This is a genomic window from Alkalitalea saponilacus (assembly GCF_900168165.1).
In the GTDB taxonomy this organism is placed as follows: domain Bacteria; phylum Bacteroidota; class Bacteroidia; order Bacteroidales; family Marinilabiliaceae; genus Natronoflexus; species Natronoflexus saponilacus.
Genome location: NZ_FUYV01000001.1, coordinates 166129 through 187061 on the forward strand (window position 1 = coordinate 166129; position 20933 = coordinate 187061).

The 20933-nt window shown below is 39.6% G+C and carries 9 protein-coding genes; 5 read left to right on the plus strand and 4 right to left on the minus strand.

Annotation, left to right across the window (positions count from 1 at the left end; all coding sequences use genetic code 11):
- Positions 1 to 88: 88 nt before the first annotated feature.
- The 4 genes from B5X70_RS00730 to B5X70_RS00745 form a co-directional block, all read right to left on the minus strand.
- Positions 89 to 676, minus strand: a complete 588-nt coding sequence (locus tag B5X70_RS00730; RefSeq protein WP_079555941.1) for a hypothetical protein — start codon at positions 674 to 676, stop codon at positions 89 to 91.
- 33 nt (positions 677 to 709) lie between these two features.
- Positions 710 to 1237, minus strand: a complete 528-nt coding sequence (locus B5X70_RS00735) for a shikimate kinase (RefSeq protein WP_232468417.1) — start codon at positions 1235 to 1237, stop codon at positions 710 to 712.
- Positions 1238 to 3856, minus strand: a complete 2619-nt coding sequence (locus B5X70_RS00740; protein ID WP_079555942.1) for a DNA gyrase/topoisomerase IV subunit A — start codon at positions 3854 to 3856, stop codon at positions 1238 to 1240.
- A gap of 158 nt (positions 3857 to 4014) precedes the next feature.
- Positions 4015 to 5847 (minus strand): DNA topoisomerase IV subunit B, encoded by a 1833-nt coding sequence (locus B5X70_RS00745; protein WP_079555943.1) that lies wholly within the window; start codon positions 5845 to 5847, stop codon positions 4015 to 4017.
- Between the two features lie 310 nt (positions 5848 to 6157).
- On the opposite strand from B5X70_RS00745, the gene B5X70_RS00750 reads away from it, so the two are divergent.
- The 5 genes from B5X70_RS00750 (at position 6158) to B5X70_RS00770 (ending at position 20918) form a co-directional block, all read left to right on the plus strand.
- Positions 6158 to 10138, plus strand: a complete 3981-nt coding sequence (locus B5X70_RS00750) for a hybrid sensor histidine kinase/response regulator transcription factor (RefSeq protein ID WP_079555944.1) — start codon at positions 6158 to 6160, stop codon at positions 10136 to 10138.
- Positions 10139 to 11174: 1036 nt separating this feature from the next.
- A complete protein-coding gene (locus B5X70_RS00755; RefSeq protein WP_079555945.1) occupies positions 11175 to 14351 on the plus strand; it encodes a SusC/RagA family TonB-linked outer membrane protein in 3177 nt (1058 codons plus the stop codon).
- A gap of 7 nt (positions 14352 to 14358) precedes the next feature.
- On the plus strand, positions 14359 to 16236 hold the full coding sequence (locus B5X70_RS00760; RefSeq protein ID WP_232468416.1) for a RagB/SusD family nutrient uptake outer membrane protein: 1878 nt from the start codon (positions 14359 to 14361) through the stop codon (positions 16234 to 16236).
- A gap of 28 nt (positions 16237 to 16264) precedes the next feature.
- A complete protein-coding gene (locus B5X70_RS00765) occupies positions 16265 to 19102 on the plus strand; it encodes a SusC/RagA family TonB-linked outer membrane protein (RefSeq protein WP_079555947.1) in 2838 nt (945 codons plus the stop codon).
- 28 nt (positions 19103 to 19130) lie between these two features.
- Positions 19131 to 20918, plus strand: a complete 1788-nt coding sequence (locus B5X70_RS00770; protein ID WP_079555948.1) for a RagB/SusD family nutrient uptake outer membrane protein — start codon at positions 19131 to 19133, stop codon at positions 20916 to 20918.
- The last annotated feature ends 15 nt before the right edge of the window (positions 20919 to 20933 follow it).

Here is a 20933-nt window from a genome sequence, read left to right on the forward strand (position 1 = left end):
GGACATGAATCAAAGTTAAACACTGATTGCTTCTGGAATTATAGCAGTCAGTGTTTTTTATTCCTACATCATGGCTTTTGAGGTGGTTTTAGTCTCTCTGTAATACCAAAGCCTCCTGCAAATCTATTCGTCTTCCGTTCTTTGTAGCTATGATAAAAGCATCGGCAAAGCCCATTCTGACTATCTCTTGTCTGAACTTCTCTGCATTGTTAAAATCCTCAAAAAGCCCAACTGTATATTGATTAATGGCTTCAAATGAATATTGGTTGAGGGATACGTGGTTTAATGAGAAATCTGCGAGGTTTATTGAAGTAAAAGCACCAATTTGAACACTGAAAAGTATTCCGTTTTCAGGAACAGGTATTTTAATCAGGCTTTCTATGTGAGGTATAGGTGCTTCATCACGATATTCCGTAACTCTGATGGTATCTCTGATTACGACAGCTTCCTGACGAATGGAGTCGCTTCCGGCCGGCCATTGTATGACGTTAAATAGGAGCAACATAAGGAAGAGCAGAAAGAAAAAGAAAAGTTGAAAGATGGTCCATTTTTTTAATCTTTGATATTTTGCAGACTGTCTTCTAGAGTTAGATTTTAATCTAATTATTTCCTTTTCCAGCGCTGATGCTCTGGTGCTACCACCTGATTCAATAGGATTTGTCTCTTTGTCCTCCATGCGTACCGGATATTTTGATCATAAAAATAGCAATTATTTTATTGTCTGGTATGATTTCAAAATATTTATATAGGTTTGGGGGCCAACCGCGGTTGCATCTGCGGTAACCTTGGCTAATTTGTAATGTGGTTCTCTTTCGGCTAATTTTTCTTTTATGAATTCCAGCAACTCATTATCGCTTTTGTTAGATATAAGTGGACGATTGGTTTTACCCGATTTTAGCCGGTCTCTTAAACCTTCAGCACTGAGTTGAAGGTATATGGTTAACCCTGCCTGATTCATAGCCTCCATGTTTTTTTGAAAACATGGAGCACCTCCGCCTGTTGCTATTATGACATTTTTCATGGATGTGGTTTCGGCAACGGCTGTAGATTCCAGTTGCCTGAAATATGCCTCTCCATGCGTTGCAAAAATATCAGGAATGGAAATTCCTGATTTCTTTTCAATGAAATCATCCAAATCAATAAAATCCCATTTTATTGCTTTTGCCAGGGATTTTCCCACGGTAGATTTTCCGCATCCCATGAATCCTAACAGATATACTCTTTTAAACCCCATCATTTAATTATCAAAGATTGACATTTGACCATCCGATTCATCTTTGTTGGAGGCGGCATCGTTCTCATCGGCATTTTGCTCTTGCTCTAAAGGCTCTTCGGGTTTGTTGAGAGGCTCCAACTCGTTTATTTTTGAAACCTGGTAGGTTGTGAGTCTTTTCCCTTTTGCCTTATAGCCTTTTACGTTGATGAATTCCGCTACTTCCACGATGGCCTTTTCTCTGTCTTTGTCTTCACCGCCAAACTTAATTTCCAATCGGGGATAATCCACCTTGGTCATTTTCACCAGGTAGGATTTTGCATTGTCACCAATAAATTTTTGGGGTTTGCTCACCTGCTCTGTCTGGAATCGCTTAACGTAATGGTAGTTCTGGTCTGCATCAAAATAGACCGCTGACCATACAGTTTCCGGTTTAAATTTCTCGATATATAATATGTTGTCTTCGTAATGATTACTTAGATCGTAATTGGTTTGATAGAACTGTCCGTCACGGGTAATGACCAGTATCTGGTCATCATTTTGGAATTCACCTAAATATGTGCCTCTTGCGTCGGTGTTGAGGCGAAGCACTTCAGGTTCAAACCATATTTTTCTGCCTCCCAATGTCGATTCACCTTTCTTTTTCAGCGTGATTTTATGGATATCGTGACGGGTAAGGATGTTACCCATTGCGCTGCGACCTTTTACAAGAAGCTCTCCCATATCGAATTCGAAAATGAGATTCCGGATTCGTGGTCTTGGTCGCAGTGTTACTTTCAGAATTTCTGCCTCACCATTGGGGTTGGCACTGAAATAAACCACCTCAGAACCTTCGGTGCCGCGGGTCACATTGTACTCTTTGTCGCGGGTGATTCCTGTGACAGCAAATCGTTTGGCATATGTATTTCCACCTTTCCCGTCGCGGTATGCGACGTTGTATATGGTGCGGTTGTCGTTTCGCTTAAATACCGCAATGTGAATGATGTTTTTCCCTACAAAAGCTTTTTCCTGTACTTTAGTGATGATGTAGCGACCATCTTTATAAAAAATAATGATGTCGTCAATATCGGAACAATCACAGATGTATTCATCTTTTCTGAGCGAAGTTCCCACAAAACCATCTGTACGGTTAATGTAAAGCTTTTCGTTTTTAACCACGACTTTGGTGGCCTCAATGGTTTGGAAGTTGCGCAGCTCAGTTTTACGAGGGTATTTAGAGGCGTATTGCTTTTTCAATCGCTTGTAATAGTCGATTGAGTAGGGGATGATGTTTTGTAAATTGTGCTCTACCTGCTCAAGTTCCTCCTCGATGGATACAATGTATTCATCAGCCTTATTCGAATCAAAACGTGATATACGTTTGATTTTAATTTCAGTTAATTTAATGATATCATCGCGTGTGACCTCTCTTTTAAGCTTAGGCTTAAAAGGCTCCAAACCATGGTCAATGGTTTGGATAATGGCCTCGTATGTGGTACATTCCTCTATGCGCTGGTAAATTTTGTTCTCGATGAAAATTTTCTCCAACGAAGCCATGTGCCAGGCTTCTTCCAGCTCATCTTTCCTGATTTCCAACTCACGAGTCAGCAAATGAACGGTATGGTCTGTATTGGATCTCAGAATTTCCGAAACTCCGATGAAACACGGCTTGTTATCTCTGATAACGCAAGCATTGGGAGAAATAGACACCTCACAATCGGTAAAAGCATAGAGGGCATCAATTGTTTTGTCGGGTGATGCACCTGGATGCAGGTGAACTTGTATCTCCACATTTTCGGCCGTATTATCATCTATCTTTCTGATTTTAATTTTTCCCTTTTCTACGGCTTTTAAAATCGATTCAATGAGTGTTGTGGTGTTTTTGCCAAATGGGATGTCTGAAATAATAAGGGTTTTGGCATCGAGTTTTGCTATTTTGGCTCGTACCTTAACTGCTCCTCCGCGTATCCCGTCGTTATACCTTGCAACATCCATCATACCGCCTGTAGGGAAATCGGGATACAACTCAAATGGTTGATTTTTGAGATGTGCAATGGATGCATCGATGAGTTCCTGGATGTTGTGCGGCAGAATTTTAGATGCCAGCCCCACGGCAATCCCTTCAACACCTTGTGCCAAAAGCAATGGGAATTTTACCGGCAGGGTTATTGGCTCCTTATTTCTTCCGTCATAGGTGGGTTTCCATTCGGTGGTTTTTGGGTTAAAAACCACTTCGTGCGCAAATTTTGTCAATCTGGCTTCGATATAACGCGGCGCAGCAGAACCATCCCCTGTGAAAATATTGCCCCAGTTTCCCTGTGTATCAATCAGTAACTCTTTCTGACCTATCTGCACCATGGCATCCCCTATGGAAGCATCGCCGTGAGGGTGAAACTGCATGGTGTGGCCAATGATGTTGGCTACTTTATTGTAACGTCCGTCATCCAAACGACGCATGGCATGTAAAATGCGACGCTGAACCGGCTTTAATCCATCATTGATGTGCGGAACAGCTCTCTCCAAAATCACATAGGATGCGTAATCAAGAAACCAACTTTTATACATGCCTTGTAGCGGAGTGATTTTTGGTGCTTCCTCCGGTATTTGGTTGCTGTTGTCTTGACCTTTAGGCTCGTTCTCGTCGAATGCTTTTTCGTTATCCATCTTGGCTGTTATGTTTTTTGATCAACATCTTATAAGAATTTTAGATTTAAGAAATATAGAGACCAGTAGATTATGTTTCTCGAAGTTTGATTTTGCTGGTCTGTATTCTCTCTATCATCCTAATTATATGGTTTAATAGATCCTGATATTTATATAAGCTAAAGCATCTCTTCATCGACAATCAAATTGTCGATGATAAAATTTTGGCGATCAGGTGTGTTTTTCCCCATATAAAAGTCAAGCAGTTCTTTTGCTGCATCTTCTTTTTTCATCCTTACCTGATCAAGTCTCATATCTTTTCCAATAAAGTGCTTAAACTCATCGGGCGAAATCTCTCCCAATCCCTTAAACCTTGTGATTTCAGGGTTTGCTCCCAGGCTTTTGATTGCCTTAATTCTCTCTTCTTCTGTGTAGCAATAACGGGTTTCTTTTTTGTTTCTTACCCTGAAAAGTGGCGTTTGTAAGATGTATAAATGTCCGTTTTTCACCAATTCTGGGAAAAACTGAAGAAAGAATGTGATGAGCAGTAACCTGATGTGCATTCCGTCCACGTCGGCATCGGTAGCTATGATGACGTGATTGTACCTCAGCGTTTCCAGTCCTTCCTCAATGTTAAGCGCTGCCTGAAGAAGATTGAACTCTTCATTTTCGTAAACAATCTTTTTGGTTAGACCATAGGTGTTGAGGGGTTTTCCTTTCAGACTGAATACTGCCTGGCAAGTAACATCCCTCGATTTTGTGATGGATCCGCTGGCCGAATCTCCCTCGGTGATGAAAATGGATGTTTCCAGTTTTCGTTCGGCGTTGGAGTTGTAATGAATGCGGCAATCGCGCAGTTTTTTGTTGTGAAGACTGACTTTTTTCGCTCTTTCTCGTGCCAATTTCTGGATGCCGGAAATGGCTTTTCTCTCCTTTTCAGATTCCTGTATCTTTTTATAGAGAATGTCAGCGATTTCGCCGTTTTTATGAAGGAAATTATCCAGTTTTTGCTTTAAATAATCGTGAATATAGTTTCTCACCGATGCCCCACCTTGAACCATATCTTTGGAACCCAGTTTGGTTTTTGTTTGCGACTCAAAAACAGGTTCCTGAATTTTTATACTCACTGCTGCTACTATACCCTGACGGATATCTGCCACATCAAAGTTTTTATTATAGAATTCCCTGATGGTTTTAACATAGGCTTCCCGGAACGCAATCAAATGCGTTCCTCCCTGTGTAGTATGTTGTCCGTTTACAAAGGTATAGTACTCCTCGCCATACTGACTGGTATGGGTAATGGCTATTTCCAGATCTTCATCCTTTAAATGGATAATTGGATATATTCCTGTGTCGGTCATCTTCTCATCAAGAAGATCTAACAGTCCGTTTTTTGATATGTAGGATCTATCGTTAAAATGGATGGTAAGACCGGTATTCAGGAAGGTGTAGTTTTTTAGCAGGTCTTCTATGAACTCTTCACGAAAGGTGAATGATTCAAACACGGTGTCATCCGGTTTAAATTCCAGCAAAGTGCCGTTTGGCTCTTTGGTGGGCTCTACCGGAGAATCGTTGATGATTTCTCCCCTGCTGAACTCAACGCACTTTGTTTCTCCATCTCTGAATGCATGTACCTTAAAATTGACCGACAGAGCATTAACAGCTTTTACCCCTACTCCGTTTAGTCCCACAGATTTTTTAAACACACGACTGTCGTATTTGGCACCGGTGTTCATTTTTGAAACCACATCAACCACTTTTCCAAGAGGTATCCCACGGCCAAAATCCCTAACCGAGATATAGCCATCCTGCATGGTTACATTTATTTTTTTTCCAAACCCCATCATGAATTCATCAATGGAGTTGTCCATCACCTCTTTTAGCAACACATAAATACCATCGTCAGCATATGAGCCATCGCCGAGTTTCCCGATGTACATACCGGGTCGGCGTCTGATATGTTCTTTCCAGTCAAGCGTTTGAATGGTATCTTCTGAATAGTTCTGAATCATTGCGTGCTTCTCCTTTCAATTAATATTTCTTTGGGTTCTATATTCGGATTTTGTTAAGGATAGTTCTAAAAAAAAATCACCCAAATATAGCGAAAAGGAAAAGCGGTTGGTAATTTCTTTTTCAACAGTTCAACGGAGAATTGTTAAAATTGTTGATATTCAGTGAATAATCTCTCTCTTTTTCTTATTATTGTATTATTCAAATTTTAATATCTATTTTAGTTTTATTGCTTTTTATGAAAGTGTTTTTTTACTTTTATTGTAAGTTTGTAATCACAACACAGAATATTACCTGATTTATTTGGATTCTATGAAGTATAAGGTTGTGGAGAAAGCTAACAGATTATTTGCACTAATGGGCGACAAACTTCGAGTTGATATAATTGATCTCTCTTTTTTTCGAATCAGGAATCATTATTTATCTGGTTTAACAAAAGTGCGTCGTTTCATTATCACTCTATTATTGGGTCTTACGCTTTCTAATGGATATACCTCAAATGTGATATTCCACAATATAAATGATATTCATGGAATTTCTTTGAGGGAGACATCCTCAACTGTCATGGATAACTATGGTTTTGTTTGGGTGGCTTCCAAAATGGGGATTCTTCGTTTATCTAATGATGATTACCATTTCTATACTCTCCCATATGAAACCTCCGATGTTGTGCTTGTTCGACTAATCTATCATGATTTAACTTTGTATGCATACACGAACAACGGTCAGATATTTCGTTACAACCCTGTTCTTGACCAATTTGACTTCTATGTAAATTTGGCAGTCCTTATGGACTTCCGTTTTCTAAGCATCAGCAATTTAGTGATAGATGTAGACGGAAATTTCTGGTTCGCTTCGGTTGATGGTTTGGTAAAATACGAGAACGGTGAAATTTCTCTTTTTGATAAGTTTACTGATGTCCAATTTATAGAATGGATTGATGATACAACCCTGGCTGTATCTGCTCAAAATCAATTTGTATTATTTGATATTAAAAATGAGGACGTGGTATATGAGCTGCCAGAGTCTCTTACTACCCTCACCAGAATTTCTGATTTATATTATGATAAAGAAAAATCTGTACTCCTGATTGGAACTGTTTTTTCAGGTTTATATGCATATGATTTTATAAATTCCCGATCATTTCGAATTGAATCCATTCCCCGACAGCCGATTCTAGCCATTGAGCAAGTAACTGATTCAACTTATTTAATTGGTGTTGATGGTCAAGGAGCCTGGGAGATACGCCGTGATACGTATCATGTAACAAATCTTTTTAAGGAGGATTTAAACAATCAGCATTCATTACGAGGAAACGGTGTGTATGACATTTACCGTGATAGAAATGGTAGGGTTTGGATCAGCACTTATAGTGGCGGCGTTTCGTATTTTGATTATAGTCCTCGTTATCTTAAACGTGTAGAATATATTATAAACGAACCAAATTCCATAGTTAGCAACGATATCAATGACATGGTTGAAGATCGACGTGGAAATTTATGGTTTGCTACCAATAGCGGACTAAGCAGATGGAATAGATCAACTAATGAGTGGGCGTCTTTTTATCATAATGAAGAGCAGGAGGTTCAGGTATTCCTGTCGATTAATGAGGATGTAAATGGGAACATATGGGCTGGGACTTATTCTGCCGGAGTTTTTGTGCTGGATGGTACTACAGGAGAGGAGTTGGCTCGTTACAGCAGTGAAACTGAGAACATAGATTTTAACAACAATTTTATATTTGATATCTACCGCGACAAAAAAGATCAACTATGGATTGTTGGTGTAAGAGGAGATATTATTCGTTATAATAGTTCTACTGGAGAGTTTAGAAGTTACATGGCTCAGCCTGTCTATTTAATACAGCAGTATTCTGAAAATACGATGCTCCTGGGATGTTCTTATGGATTAAGTACTTTAAATACAGAGACTGGTGAGTTGCATATAGTTTTAAGCGGGTACCTTGTTCATGATTTTTATATTTCAGGTTCAAATGTCTGGTTGTGTACTGTAGGAGATGGTTTGCTCAAATATAATTTGGTATCAGGAGAAAAGGAAAGATTTGATGAGTCATCGGGATTACCTTCCAGATTTATTAATAGCATTATTAGAGATGGCGATTATTTTTGGTTAGGAACCGAAACAGGTCTTTGCAAATTTAATATCAACAACCATACGGTCGAGAATTTTTCAGAAATAGAGAGTTTTTCAGGCCTATCCTACAACAGAACCGCTCGACTAAGGTTGAACTCCGGAGAACTGGTATTTGGAACCAATAGAGGTTCTGTAATTTTTGATCCAGAACATATAGAACCCATTATACCTAATGGCAAAATCTTTTTGCAGGAACTTAGAGTTATGGGTAAATCATTAAGACCAGAACTCACTGTTCCAATCAACAGTTTAAATGAGATTGAATTACGACATAATCAGGGAACCCTATCTTTGGATATTTTACCATTGAACATGACATCAGGCTCCAAGTTCTCATGGATTCTTGAAGGGTTGGACTCTGATTGGAGCCTTCCAATCGGTAGTAGAACATTGAATTATTCTAATTTACCTACGGGCAAATTTACATTGAGAATCAGAATGTATGATAATTCGATGCTAAAAGTTGTTGACGAACGGACTCTTAAAATAATTAAGCATCCTCCATTTTGGGAAACGTGGTGGTTTCTTCTTGCTGTATCGTTGTTTTTATTAGGGGTTTTTTACTTCTCTTTGAAGTACCATATTAATCTTATTAAACAGTTGCATTCCGAAGAGAAGATAAGGTTTTTTGCTAATACTGCCCATGATATGAGAACCTCGCTTACCTTAATAAAAGCACCGATTGATGAGTTAAGCACTGAGACAGGTTTGTCACAAATTGGTAAATACTATTTAGAGCTCGCCAGTGCTCAAGTTCTTCGATTGACAACAGTAGTTACTCAATTAATGGACTTCCAGAAAGCTGATGTGGGGAAAGAGCAACTTTCGGTCAGGAAGGTTGATGTGGTTAAGTTAATCTCAAATCGTCTTTTAATGTTTGATTCTTTAGCCAGTGAAAAAAATATAGACATTAGATTTAAAGAAAATTCTGCTTTTCAGGAAGCATACATCGATGAGGTTTTAATAGAAAAGATTGTTGATAATCTCATCTCAAATGCCATAAAGTATTCTCATACTGGAGGAGTTGTTGATGTAAAATTTTATACCAAAGGGGAGAATTGGTTACTTGAGATACAGGATTATGGAATAGGAATTGACAAAAGTGCACAAAAGCAGCTTTTTAAAGAATTTTACCGCGGAGAGAACGCTATAAATTCCCGTGTTGTTGGTTCTGGTATTGGACTCATATTGGTTAAGAAGTATGTCGAGCTTCACGGTGGTATTATAGAATGTATAAGTCAGTTAGATGAAGGTACTACTTTTAAAATTTCTATCCCAGCTAATGAGACTGCTTTTAACCAGGTAGAGATTTTAACCATACCCAAACCATCTGAAGAAATTTTTCAACCTGACGATTTTTTAGAAGATGGTTTTGAAAACTTAGATTCACCTACTGTCCTTGTTGTTGAAGATAATGATGAATTACGCGAGTTCTTACTTCTTTCATTACAATCAGATTTTAAAGTATTGATGGCTTCTAACGGGAAAGAGGCTTGGGGAATGATATCGGACAATTTGCCCGACCTGGTTATTTCTGATGTTATGATGCCTGAAATGAATGGATTTGAATTATGCAAATTGATTAAGTCCACCTATGAAACTTCTCATATCCCAGTAGTATTGTTAACTGCACTAAGTGATCAAGCTAAGCAACTTGAAGGGTTAAGACTTGGCGCCGACGATTACTTAATGAAGCCATTCAATACTAAATTACTAAAGCAAAGGATTAAATCCATTATCATAAACAGGAGTGCAATTCATGATAAGGCATTGAAGTTAATTAAAAGTGTGGACAATGAACCGATATTAACCAACGAGTTAAATGATCAATTTGTTAAGAAGGCCTTAAAGATTGTGGAGGAAAACATCTCAAATCCATTGTTTAACAAAGATATGTTCGCCTCTGAAATGAATGTGAGTGGCTCTCTTCTTTACAAGAAAATTAAAAGCTTAACAGATAAATCGCCCAGTGATTTTATAAAAAGTGTTCGTTTAAGCAGAGCTTTGGAACTCTTACAATCCCGAAAATTAACAATTACTGAGGTTAGTGAGATGTGTGGCTTTTCAAGTATTGCATATTTTAGCACTGTATTTAAGAAGCATTTTGGTAAGCCCCCATCAGAAATTCTGGAAATGTAGTTGAGTTTTATGACTAGTTTCAAGTCAACCAAAAAATTACTGATTAGAATTGTGCGTTATGCGTCCCCTCTTGGCTTCTACGCGAGCGTTCGATTGAGCTCACTCCGAGCTCTCACTCTGAAGCCCTAGCCGAACGGGGTTAGGTGTGAGCAGGATATAACCATTTATCGCTCTTTAAACTCAACTGAAGTTTATTTGAGTTATTAAAATGGCTTGTACTATATCAAATGGAAACCCTGTCGCTCGCTTCCATCAAACCGATCACGCTCGTTTACTTTTTTTAACAATGTAGGGTTGTTTTTTTTAATGATTGTGTAAAATTCATCTAATTCAATGAATATTTACTGTTTTTGATATAAAATTACACCTTTTCTGCAAAAATATACTCTATTTAGGGTATCGACTTTATTATTTTTACATTATTCATAATTTTGTTTAACAAGGTGTTCAGAATTTATTTGATGTAAATTCAGATTTATATTTTAGAGCACTGAGGCCGCTGAAGGTTTAACGAACTATTGACTTGTAAAAACAAAAAAAGTAAAAAAAATGTAAAATCATGTTCGTTTTATGTATGTTTGAGTGTTGATAAAAGCTAATCGCTTTCAAATTTAGATACGAAACGAACATTTCTCTAAAATAAAACCTCTAAAATGGATTCGAAAACTGATTTGTTAATTTTTTTATGCGAATTGGGGCATCGGGAAAAGAAGATTTTATAGGGCATGAGGTTCGTTAGTTGTTTTTTTCTAAAAAATTAACACTAATTTAAAAAAATATCTAAAACTAATAAAGAAGTATCTCATATCTAAAAAGGAAAATCTAAATAGAAGTTAATTTCGCTTGTAATAAAAAGTCTAAATTGTAAACTAAAATGCTTATGAATAGAATTAGGGACGATAATATCTTAAGTTGGTATAATTCGAATGTCAGAAGTTCATTCCGAATTCCATGTTACTATAATAATTACATCTAAAAAAAATGCCAATGCAAGCAGTTTTTGTTTGTGCTCGGCCGAAAATCAAATTTTAATGATATGAAGAAAATTAAACAGAGAATATTTTACTTCTCTAAGGGGTGGTTCAATATCAGACTGCTGATTTCTCTGATGATGATTTTAAATGGTCTCATATTGTCTGCTCAGAATCAACAGACTGTTCAGGGAACTGTAGTTGATAGCCGTAATGAACCTCTTCCCGGTGTTGCGATCTATCTTCGCGATAATACATCGGTAGGAACCATTACAGACATAGATGGAAGATTTACGTTGCGATTGGATGGAGAGAATACTGTTGTAGTTGTCTCCTTCATAGGTATGAGAACCCGTACGCTTGATATAGCCGGGATGACTCAGGTAAATATTGTTATGGAAGATGAAGTAACAGTATTTGATGAGGTTATTATTGTTGGTTTCGGTCAACAAAGAAAGGAAAGTGTGGTAGGTGCTATCTCTCAGACTGACAGCAGAACACTCGAGCGTACCGGAGGGGTATCAAGTTTAGGTCAAGCATTGACTGGTAACCTACCGGGGGTTGTAACTATGTCTAGCTCTGGAAGACCCGGAGAAGAGCATCCGGATATTGTAATTCGGGGGGTAAGTTCGTGGAACAATAGCGAGCCTTTGGTATTGGTTGATGGTGTTGAGCGACCAATGAGCAGCGTTGACATTAACTCTGTTGCATCTATCTCTGTTTTAAAAGATGCATCAGCAACAGCAGTATTTGGAGTTCGCGGTGCTAATGGTGTAATTCTAATTACGACTAAACGTGGACAGGAAGGAAGAGCAAGCATTGATGTTAATTTTACCACTACTCTTAAAACACACTCAAAATTGCCAAAGTTAATGGATTCGTATGATGCATTAATGTTACGTAACCGGGTGATTGAGCACGAGCTTGCTTATAGACCGGAGGCATGGAGTTATTATCAGCCACAGGCAATTATTGATAAGTACAGATGGCCTGCAAATCAGGAAGAATTTGAGCGTTATCCTAATGTCGATTGGGTAGATGAGCTGCTAAAAAAATATGCTACATCTTATAATGCTAATGTTAACGTTTCAGGGGGTAGTAAATTTGCCAAATATTTTGTGGGTTTGGATTATACGCACGAGGGTGACTTATACAAAAGCTTTGAGAACAATCGTGGATATGAAACAGGATTCGGGTTTGACCGACTCAATGTTCGTAGTAACCTTGATTTTTCTCTGACAAATACAACAACTCTACGAATGAATTTATCAGGTTCACATGGGGTTACAAAAGGAACAAACTTTTTTGAATGGGAAAATCTTGTGTGGGCTGCATTTTATGGAATTGCTCCTGATGCGTTCAGACCTAAGTATAGCGATGGGTCATTTGGGTACTATCATCCCAGCCCCACCCATTCTACCACAAACTCAATGATGGATCTTAGTGTAAACGGTGTTGGTTACACTACCAATAACCGGGTTAATACCGACTTTACTCTCGAGCAGGATTTGGGATTCTTCCTGGAAGGTTTATCTGTTCAAGGTAAATTTGTATTAGATAACAGCTTCCGCGAAATAAATCGTGGTATTAATGATAGGGATGATTGGGAAGCTGAACCAATGAAATGGATTGATCCTGAAACAGGAATAGAGTACACCAATGTAACTGTTGATAGAAACAATAGATTTGATTATCAAAATAACATCGCCTGGTTTACAACGCCTGGTAGCGTTGATAATAATCAAACATTCCGCAGAATGAACTATTCCGCACAGATCAACTATAATAATACCTTTGGAAGTCATACTGTTGGAGCTATGGGTAACTTTAGCCGTGAAGAGTATTCAAGAGGGAGTAATCAACCAATTTATCGTGAGGACTGGGTTTTTAGAGGTACCTATGACTTTTTAAGACGTTATATGGTCGAATTTAATGGCGCCTACAACGGTTCAGAAAAGTTTGGAGTGGATTACAGATTCGGTTTCTTCCCCTCAGGTGCTGTGGGTTGGATGATGTCAGAAGAACCAATGTTTAAAAATCTCAATTTACATTGGGTGGATATGTTGAAGTTCAGAGCTTCATATGGAAAGATTGGCGATGACAGAATCGGTTGGAATGAATTTGCCCGAGAAAACCGTTGGCTTTATATGGATACCTGGGGGTATGGAGGTGCCTTTAACCATGCTATTACCGGCATCAACCCTGCTCAAAGTCCATATCAATGGTATTTCGAGGAGCTGGTTGGAAATCCAAATTTACGGTGGGAGGTTGCAACTAAAACCGGTATTGGTTTAGACTATGCTTTCCTGGGAGGATTTCTGGCAGGATCTGTAGATTATTTTACTGAGAGAAGAAGCGATATCCTATTGCAAGGAAACAGACGCGCCATTCCCGGCTATTATGGAGCCAATGCTCCTGTAGCCAACCTTGGGGAGGTTGATACTCACGGTTATGAGGTGGAGTTGCGTTGGAACAGGCCTGTAGGACGTGACTGGCGTTTATGGGGTAATGTATTTTATACCCATGCTGAGAGTGAAATCAAATATGCTGATGACCCAATTCTTAGACCTAATTACCAGAATCTTGCAGGGAAACCCATTGATCAGACAAGAGCTTACGTAGATTATGGCTATTTTAATAATTGGGATGAATTATACGGTAGCACTGCTCACGATGCATTGGATGCAGATAGGATGCCTGGAAATTACATCATTTTAGATTTTGATGCTGATGGTATTATTACAAACTTTGATAACATCCCTTACGCTTTTACAGGGGTGCCACAGCAAACCATGAACTTACAGATAGGAGCTGACTATAAGGGTTGGAGCGGTTTTGTTCAATTTTATGGAGCCAGAAATGTAACCCGTTATGTTGGACTGTCAAGTCTTGGAGGTATTAGGAATACCGCTTTCGACGAAGGGTCTTATTGGTCTAAAGACGATATGAATGCAGATGTCCCTTTGCCAAGATGGAGTACGCAGGCTAGTCCTTATACCAGCGGTACACGCTTCCTTCATGATGGGTCCTACCTAAGATTGAAGTATGCTGAAATCTCTTATACTTTTGGAAGTGATGATTGGATAAGACGTATTGGGTTGAATAACATGAAAGTATTCGTTAATGGTAACAATTTGATCCTTTGGACAAAGATGCCGGATGACCGTGAATCGAATACTGGAGGTAACACTGCTTATCCAACACAGAAACGTTATAATTTAGGTGTAAGAATATCTTTATAATATATTTATGATGAAGACAAAATTGATCTATTATCTATACGGAATGGCCATCTCGCTTATGATAAGCGTAGGTGCATGTACAGACTATCTGGACAAGGCTCCTGAGTCTATAATTTCTCCGGAGGATGCTTTTAAGGATTTTAGAAATTTCCAGGGGTTTGTTGAACGAATGTATCATTTAACACCCGATGTTTCGAAGCATTTTTGGGTTAGTTCCTTTAACTGGGGCGAAGACGAAGTTGTAACTCTGGGTAACGGAGAGTACCTGATGGGATTTGCCATCGACAGAGGAAACTATCGTAATTATATTGGTAAAGGTGACAGCTTTCTGGATCGCAACTGGAGTGCAGGTGGAGATCGCTTTCAGAAATCAATTTGGGGTGGTTCCTGGCATGGTATCCGAGTTGCCAATATGGGACTGGAAGCTATCGAAAATGGTCTTCTGATTGATGCCTCGCAGATGGAGAGAGATTTTATCAAAGGACAATTGTACTTTTTCCGTGCCTGGTTCCATTTTCAGCTAACCACCTACTGGGGAGGTATGCCTTATGTTGATCAGGTATTACCCAGTGATGAACCGTTGACTCTTCCGCGTGAATCATACCAAGAGAATGCCATAAAAATGGCAGCAGATTTTAAACGTGCAGCAGAGCTTCTCCCTATTAACTGGGATAATACTGAAGTTGGTGCTCGTACATTGGGGAATAATGAATTGCGTGTTAATAAAATATGGGCCATGGCCATGGTTGGCAAAGCCTATCTTTATGGCGCAAGTCCCTTAATGTCACAAGGAGTAAATGGTATACCACTGCAATATGATGCAGAGATGAGTAAACTTGCAGCTGATGCTTTTGGAGAAGTGTTAAGCCTGGTTGAGGGTGGCCAAACTCAATATGCACTTGTTCCTTTTGAGGATTATTCTTCACTGTTTTATACCATTCAGCAGGGTTGGTTAATGCCTGGAGGTACAGAAGCGATCATCAGAAGTCCGACATATGGCCCCGATTCATATTGGAGGCAGATGAACTCCTACCAGCCCTCTCCAATGGCAGAAGGTGATGGAATCGTTTTGGCACCGGCTGCTAATTATGTCAATTACTTTGGGATGCAAAACGGGTTGCCTTTGACAGACGATGAGTCAGGTTTTAGTGAAACTCAGCCCTGGTTGGATCGGGATCCCAGATTCTATCACAATTTTGTGTTTGACGGAATGCAAGTGGTGGCTGGAACCATTACAAACCCTATAGATGAACAATGGAGGTTTGCGAATCTTTACACCGGAGGTAGCTATGTTAATGACCCCAGATCAGTTAGCCGAACTGGATATTTGAATTATAAGTTTATTCCATTGGGCGCAAACAGATGGGATCAAAGATATGGATACAGTTTTGCAACACATATGCACCTTTCCTGGATGCGATTGGCTGATGTTTATCTGATGTATGCTGAAGCAACTGCGCAAGGGTATGGTAATCCTAATGCATCAGCTGCCACCTTCTCAAAAAGTGCGGTGGAAGCTGTTAATACAGTTCGTGAACGAGCAGGTGTTGATGAAGTACATAGTAAATACACCGGGTCAGTGGCTGCTTTTATGGACGAACTGATAAGAGAACGTGCTGTTGAGCTTGCTTTTGAAGGCCATCGTTTCAACGATCTACGTCGCTGGTTATTGTTGACAGAGTATCCCTATAACATCAAAACCAGACAACATTTTGATCGTGCCGCACCTCTTGATCCTGATGTAGATCCAAGAGAAAACTCTGTCCTTAATTGGAGGGAAGAGGTTATCATTGAGCGTAACCTCACCAACAGACATTACTGGCTTCCTCTTAAGACAGAAGATGTGAGCATATATCCCGAGTTTTATCAGAATCCGGGCTGGTAACAAATTGAGAATATAAAATAAGACTAAAATGAAATATATATATATTGGTCTCGCAATTTGTATTGTTCTTGCTTTCAGTGCTCTAAATGCTTCTGCCCAAGTTGATTTAGTAGAAACTGAGACATTGGTTAACGATACAATTGAAAAAAAGGTCGAGGTCGCATTTCGTTCTGTGAACGAACAAGACCTGTTGGGAGGTATTTCTGTCATAGATGTTGAAGCATTGACAAAGAAATCCTATACCCTTTCTAGTTTTTCTTTTATCGAAAATGTTGTTGGTGGAGTTAACGGGAACATTTGGGGCATGAATGAAATGCTTGTCGTTATTGACGGTATGGTTCGTGATGCCAATAATGTTTTGCCAACAGAAATACAGCAAATTACAGTTCTTAAAGGAGCTGCAGCTGTGGTGCTTTATGGTAGCCGTGCTTCAAAAGGGGTGGTACAAATTACCACCAAAAGGGGGCAACTAGGTGAGCCATCACTGAATATACGTGTTAATTCTGGTGTTCGTGTGCCAAAGGCCTATCCTAAATATTTAGGTTCAGCGGAATACATGACCTATTACAATGAAGCACGTATGAATGATGGATTGGATCCTAGTTTTAGCGCGGAGCAAATCTATTACCATTCAACCGGAGATAACCCTTATCGGTACCCAAACTTAGACATGTACTCTTCGGATTACTTAAAGAGAATGTATAATCAGACTGAGGGTATTGCTGAGATATTTGGAGGTAATGAACGCGTTAAATACTATACCACCACAGGATATTTACGTGAAAGTTCTATTCTTGATGTAGGAAACACTTCGGAGAATTATGTAAGCCGCATGTTTGCCAGAGGTAATTTGGATTTGAACTTACATGAAAACTTCACTGTAAGTACCGATGCGAATGCCACTTTTTATGACGCACATGGCGCCAGAACAAACTGGTGGGGTGGTGCCGCTAATCTTAGGCCAAACAGGGTTGCACCCCTGATTCCATTAACTTATCTGGAAGAGAATGATGCCCCATCATGGGCACAGATAGATGCCAGTAGAAATGTGATAGATGGCAGATATTTTCTTGGAGGCACGCAGCTAGATCCAACTAACCCGGTTGCCGATGCATATGCTGCGGGTACCGATAGGTTCGTGAGTCGTCAGTTTCAGTTCAATACACGTTTTGACTTAGATCTTAAATCTGTATTGGAGGGATTAAAATTCCGTTCATGGTATGGCATTGACTATGCTATGACTTATAATAAGACATATGTAAACGAATATGCGACTTTTGAGCCAATCTGGACTAACTATGACGGTCCCGACAGAATTGCAAGTCTTAATTCATATGGGGTTGACAGAAGATCTGGAACTGAGCAAATAAACAATTCTGCTTACAGATATACCTATAACTTGGGTGGACTCTTTGATTTTTCACGTACGGTTAACGAAAATCACAACTGGTATGGTATGGTGGTTGCAAATGCATGGCAAAGAAGAATGAGTGGGCAATACCACATGCTTACCAATGTGAATCTTGGGATTCAGGCTTCTTATAATTTCGATCATAAGTATTATGTCGATTTTAGTTCTGCTCTTCCATACTCAGCAAAACTTCCTTCAGATAACAGACTTGGGTTCTCACCAACTGTAACTTTAGGATGGCGTCCTGTTAAAGAGGATTTCTTTGGAACTTCTTTTTTTGATGATCTGATGCTAACTGTTTCCGGAGGTATCATTAATCAGGATATGGATATCAGAACCGATGAGAATGAGATGGGTTACTATCTTTATAAGCCTATTGTAGAACGAGCAGGATGGTACTCATGGGCTGATTTAGGTGGAGAGGCCGCTACCAGATTTAACCGGGGAGAAAGTCCACTCATGACATTTGTACAAAGAAAAGAAATCAATGTTGGATTACGTGGTTCAATATTAAACCGGGCTATGACCTTTGATTTCAATTACTTTATGGGTACAATGGATGGAGGTATCACCCGTCCGGTTTCTATCTATCCAATATATTTCACACAGGTAGGTTATCCATCTGGATCTCTGATTCCGTATGTGAATTACAACATTGATGATCGTTCCGGGTTTGATTTTAGCATGTATTTCAATCAGGAGGTAAGTGGTGTTGATTTGACTCTTGGTGTGAGCGGTATGTATTCTACAACTGAAGCTTCAAGACGTGATGAGAATCTATCTGAAGAGAATATGCACTTGTCAAGAATTGGATACCATGTGAATGGACTTTGGGGATTGGAAAGCCTAGGCTTGTTTAGAGATCAGGACGAAATTGATGCGGCTCCCGTGCAAGCTTTTGGTGAAACTGTGCGCCCCGGGGACATTAGATACAAGGATCAAAATGGTGATGGAGTCATTGACAACAATGATCAGGTATTTTTAGGTCGTTGGGATACACCATTCCGTTTAGGGGTAAATTTCACCGCAAAATGGCGTAACTTCACTTTATTTGCTATGGCCAACGGATACTTCGGAGGGCATGGACTGAAGAATAACTCATATTATTGGGTACGCGGAGAAAATAAGTATTCGGATATCGTAAGAGACAGGTGGACTGAAGAAACCAAAGATACAGCCACTTATCCAAGACTTACCACTACAGATGGCGCAAATAATTTCCGTGCTTCTGATTACTGGTTATTCAAGACTGACAGAATAAATTTATCGCAGGTTCAATTAACTTACGATATACCTGAAACAGCCTTGGAGGGCTCTTTTGTAAAAGGATTGAGTGTATATGTGGGTGGTTATGATCTTCTGACTATTTCTAAGGAGCGCAAACACTTTGAAATGAATGTTGGAAGTGCTCCACAGACTCGTTTTTACAACATTGGTGTAAAAGGCTTCTTTTAGGCATAATCAGAATTAAATGTAATTAATTATGAAGAAAAGTAATAAAATATCCTTAATTGCACTTTTGGCTTTGTTCTTTATAGCTCAGACAAGTTGTGATGACATGTTTGAACCTGCTATTGAGAACCATAAAGAAGAGAGTGATTTATTAAACATGCCATTATGGGCCGCAGGTCTTTTAGGACATGTTTATATAGGCAACCCGTTGGCCTCATGGCAGATTACAGATGTTGCCACCGACAACGCTGTTATCAACGATCCTAATAGTGGATTGCGTGCCATGGCTACCGGATCATGGAGGGCGAACAATAACCCGATGGATCGATGGCAAAACCTAAGATCAGCATGGAATTATTTGAATGTTGTCCTGGATATAGCTGATGATGTGAATTGGGCTGCCGATCCTTTGGTTGCAGAAATGTATAGGGATCGTTTTAAGGGGGATGCATATGGAATGCGGGCTCTTTTGATGCATCACTTATTGCTGCATCATGCAGGACCCGGGCCTGATGGCCAATTATTGGGAATTCCTATTATTACGGAACCTGAGACTGTTACCTCTGAGTTTAATTTGCCACGTAATACTTTTCAGGAGTGTATTGACTTTTTAATTGCTGACGTTAATAGAGCTATAGGTCTGCTCCCTGATGATTATGGTGATATTTCACAGAACAGTCTTGTTCCTGCGAAGTATGCAAACATGGGGGTAACAGCCAGTCAATATAGCCGTGTCTTCGGAGATCATGCCAAAAACCGTATGAGTGCCCGAATTGCCAGAGCAATTCATGCTCAAGCCGCTCTTTTGGCTGCCAGTCCTGCTTATAGTGCCGGTTCAACCATTACATGGGAATATGCTGCTGATAGGATGGCTGAAGTATTGGCTGGACTCGGCGCAAATCCTGTAAATGAGGTGGATCCTTTGGGAAATCTATGGTATGCCAATAATAATGAAATTCGTGATTTCGATGCAGGATTCAACCCGCGTGAGATATTGTGGCGGGGAAATAAAGAGCAGAATTTAGGCCTGGAGCAGGATAATTATCCTCCAACTCTATTTGGAAGAGGACGTGTAAATCCAACTCAGAACTTTGTTGATGCTTTTCCAATGTTGAATGGTTATCCTATCGATGATCCCAATAGTAATTACAACCCCAACGATCCTTATGCAAATAGAGATCCTCGTTTGGCACAAATTGTAATTTATAATGGTACAACAGCTGGACACACAAATGCGGTAATTAATACTGCCGCAGACGCCGAAGGAAACAACGCCCTGAATAGAGTGGCAACTTCAACCAGAACAGGTTACTATTTAAGAAAATTGTTGAATCATACTGTCAATGCCAATCCGGATAATGAAGCTGGCGGATGGCGTTACAGAGCATTCATGCGTTATACAGAGTTCTTTCTTGGGTATGCAGAAGCAGCCAATGAAGCCTGGGGGCCAACAGGAACCGGAGCCCATGGTTATTCAGCTTACGATGTTGTAAGGGCAATTCGGCAAAGAGCCGGCATTGGTGTAAATGGTAGCGACCCTTACCTTGACTCTGCAATGGGTGATAGAGATAAAATGCGTGAGTTGATTCGCAACGAGCGTAGAATTGAGTTGAGTTTTGAAAACTTCCGTTTTTGGGATCTGCGCCGCTGGAAAGAAGATCTTACCGAACCGGCAATGGGAATGAGAATTCAAGGTGGGAACTACACTGTTATTCCTATGGTAGAAAGCCGTGCTTATCAAAATCACATGTACTATGGTCCTATACCTTTTAGTGAAGTAACTAAGTACGACAACCTATTTCAGAACCAAGGATGGTAGTAGTATATTGAACAT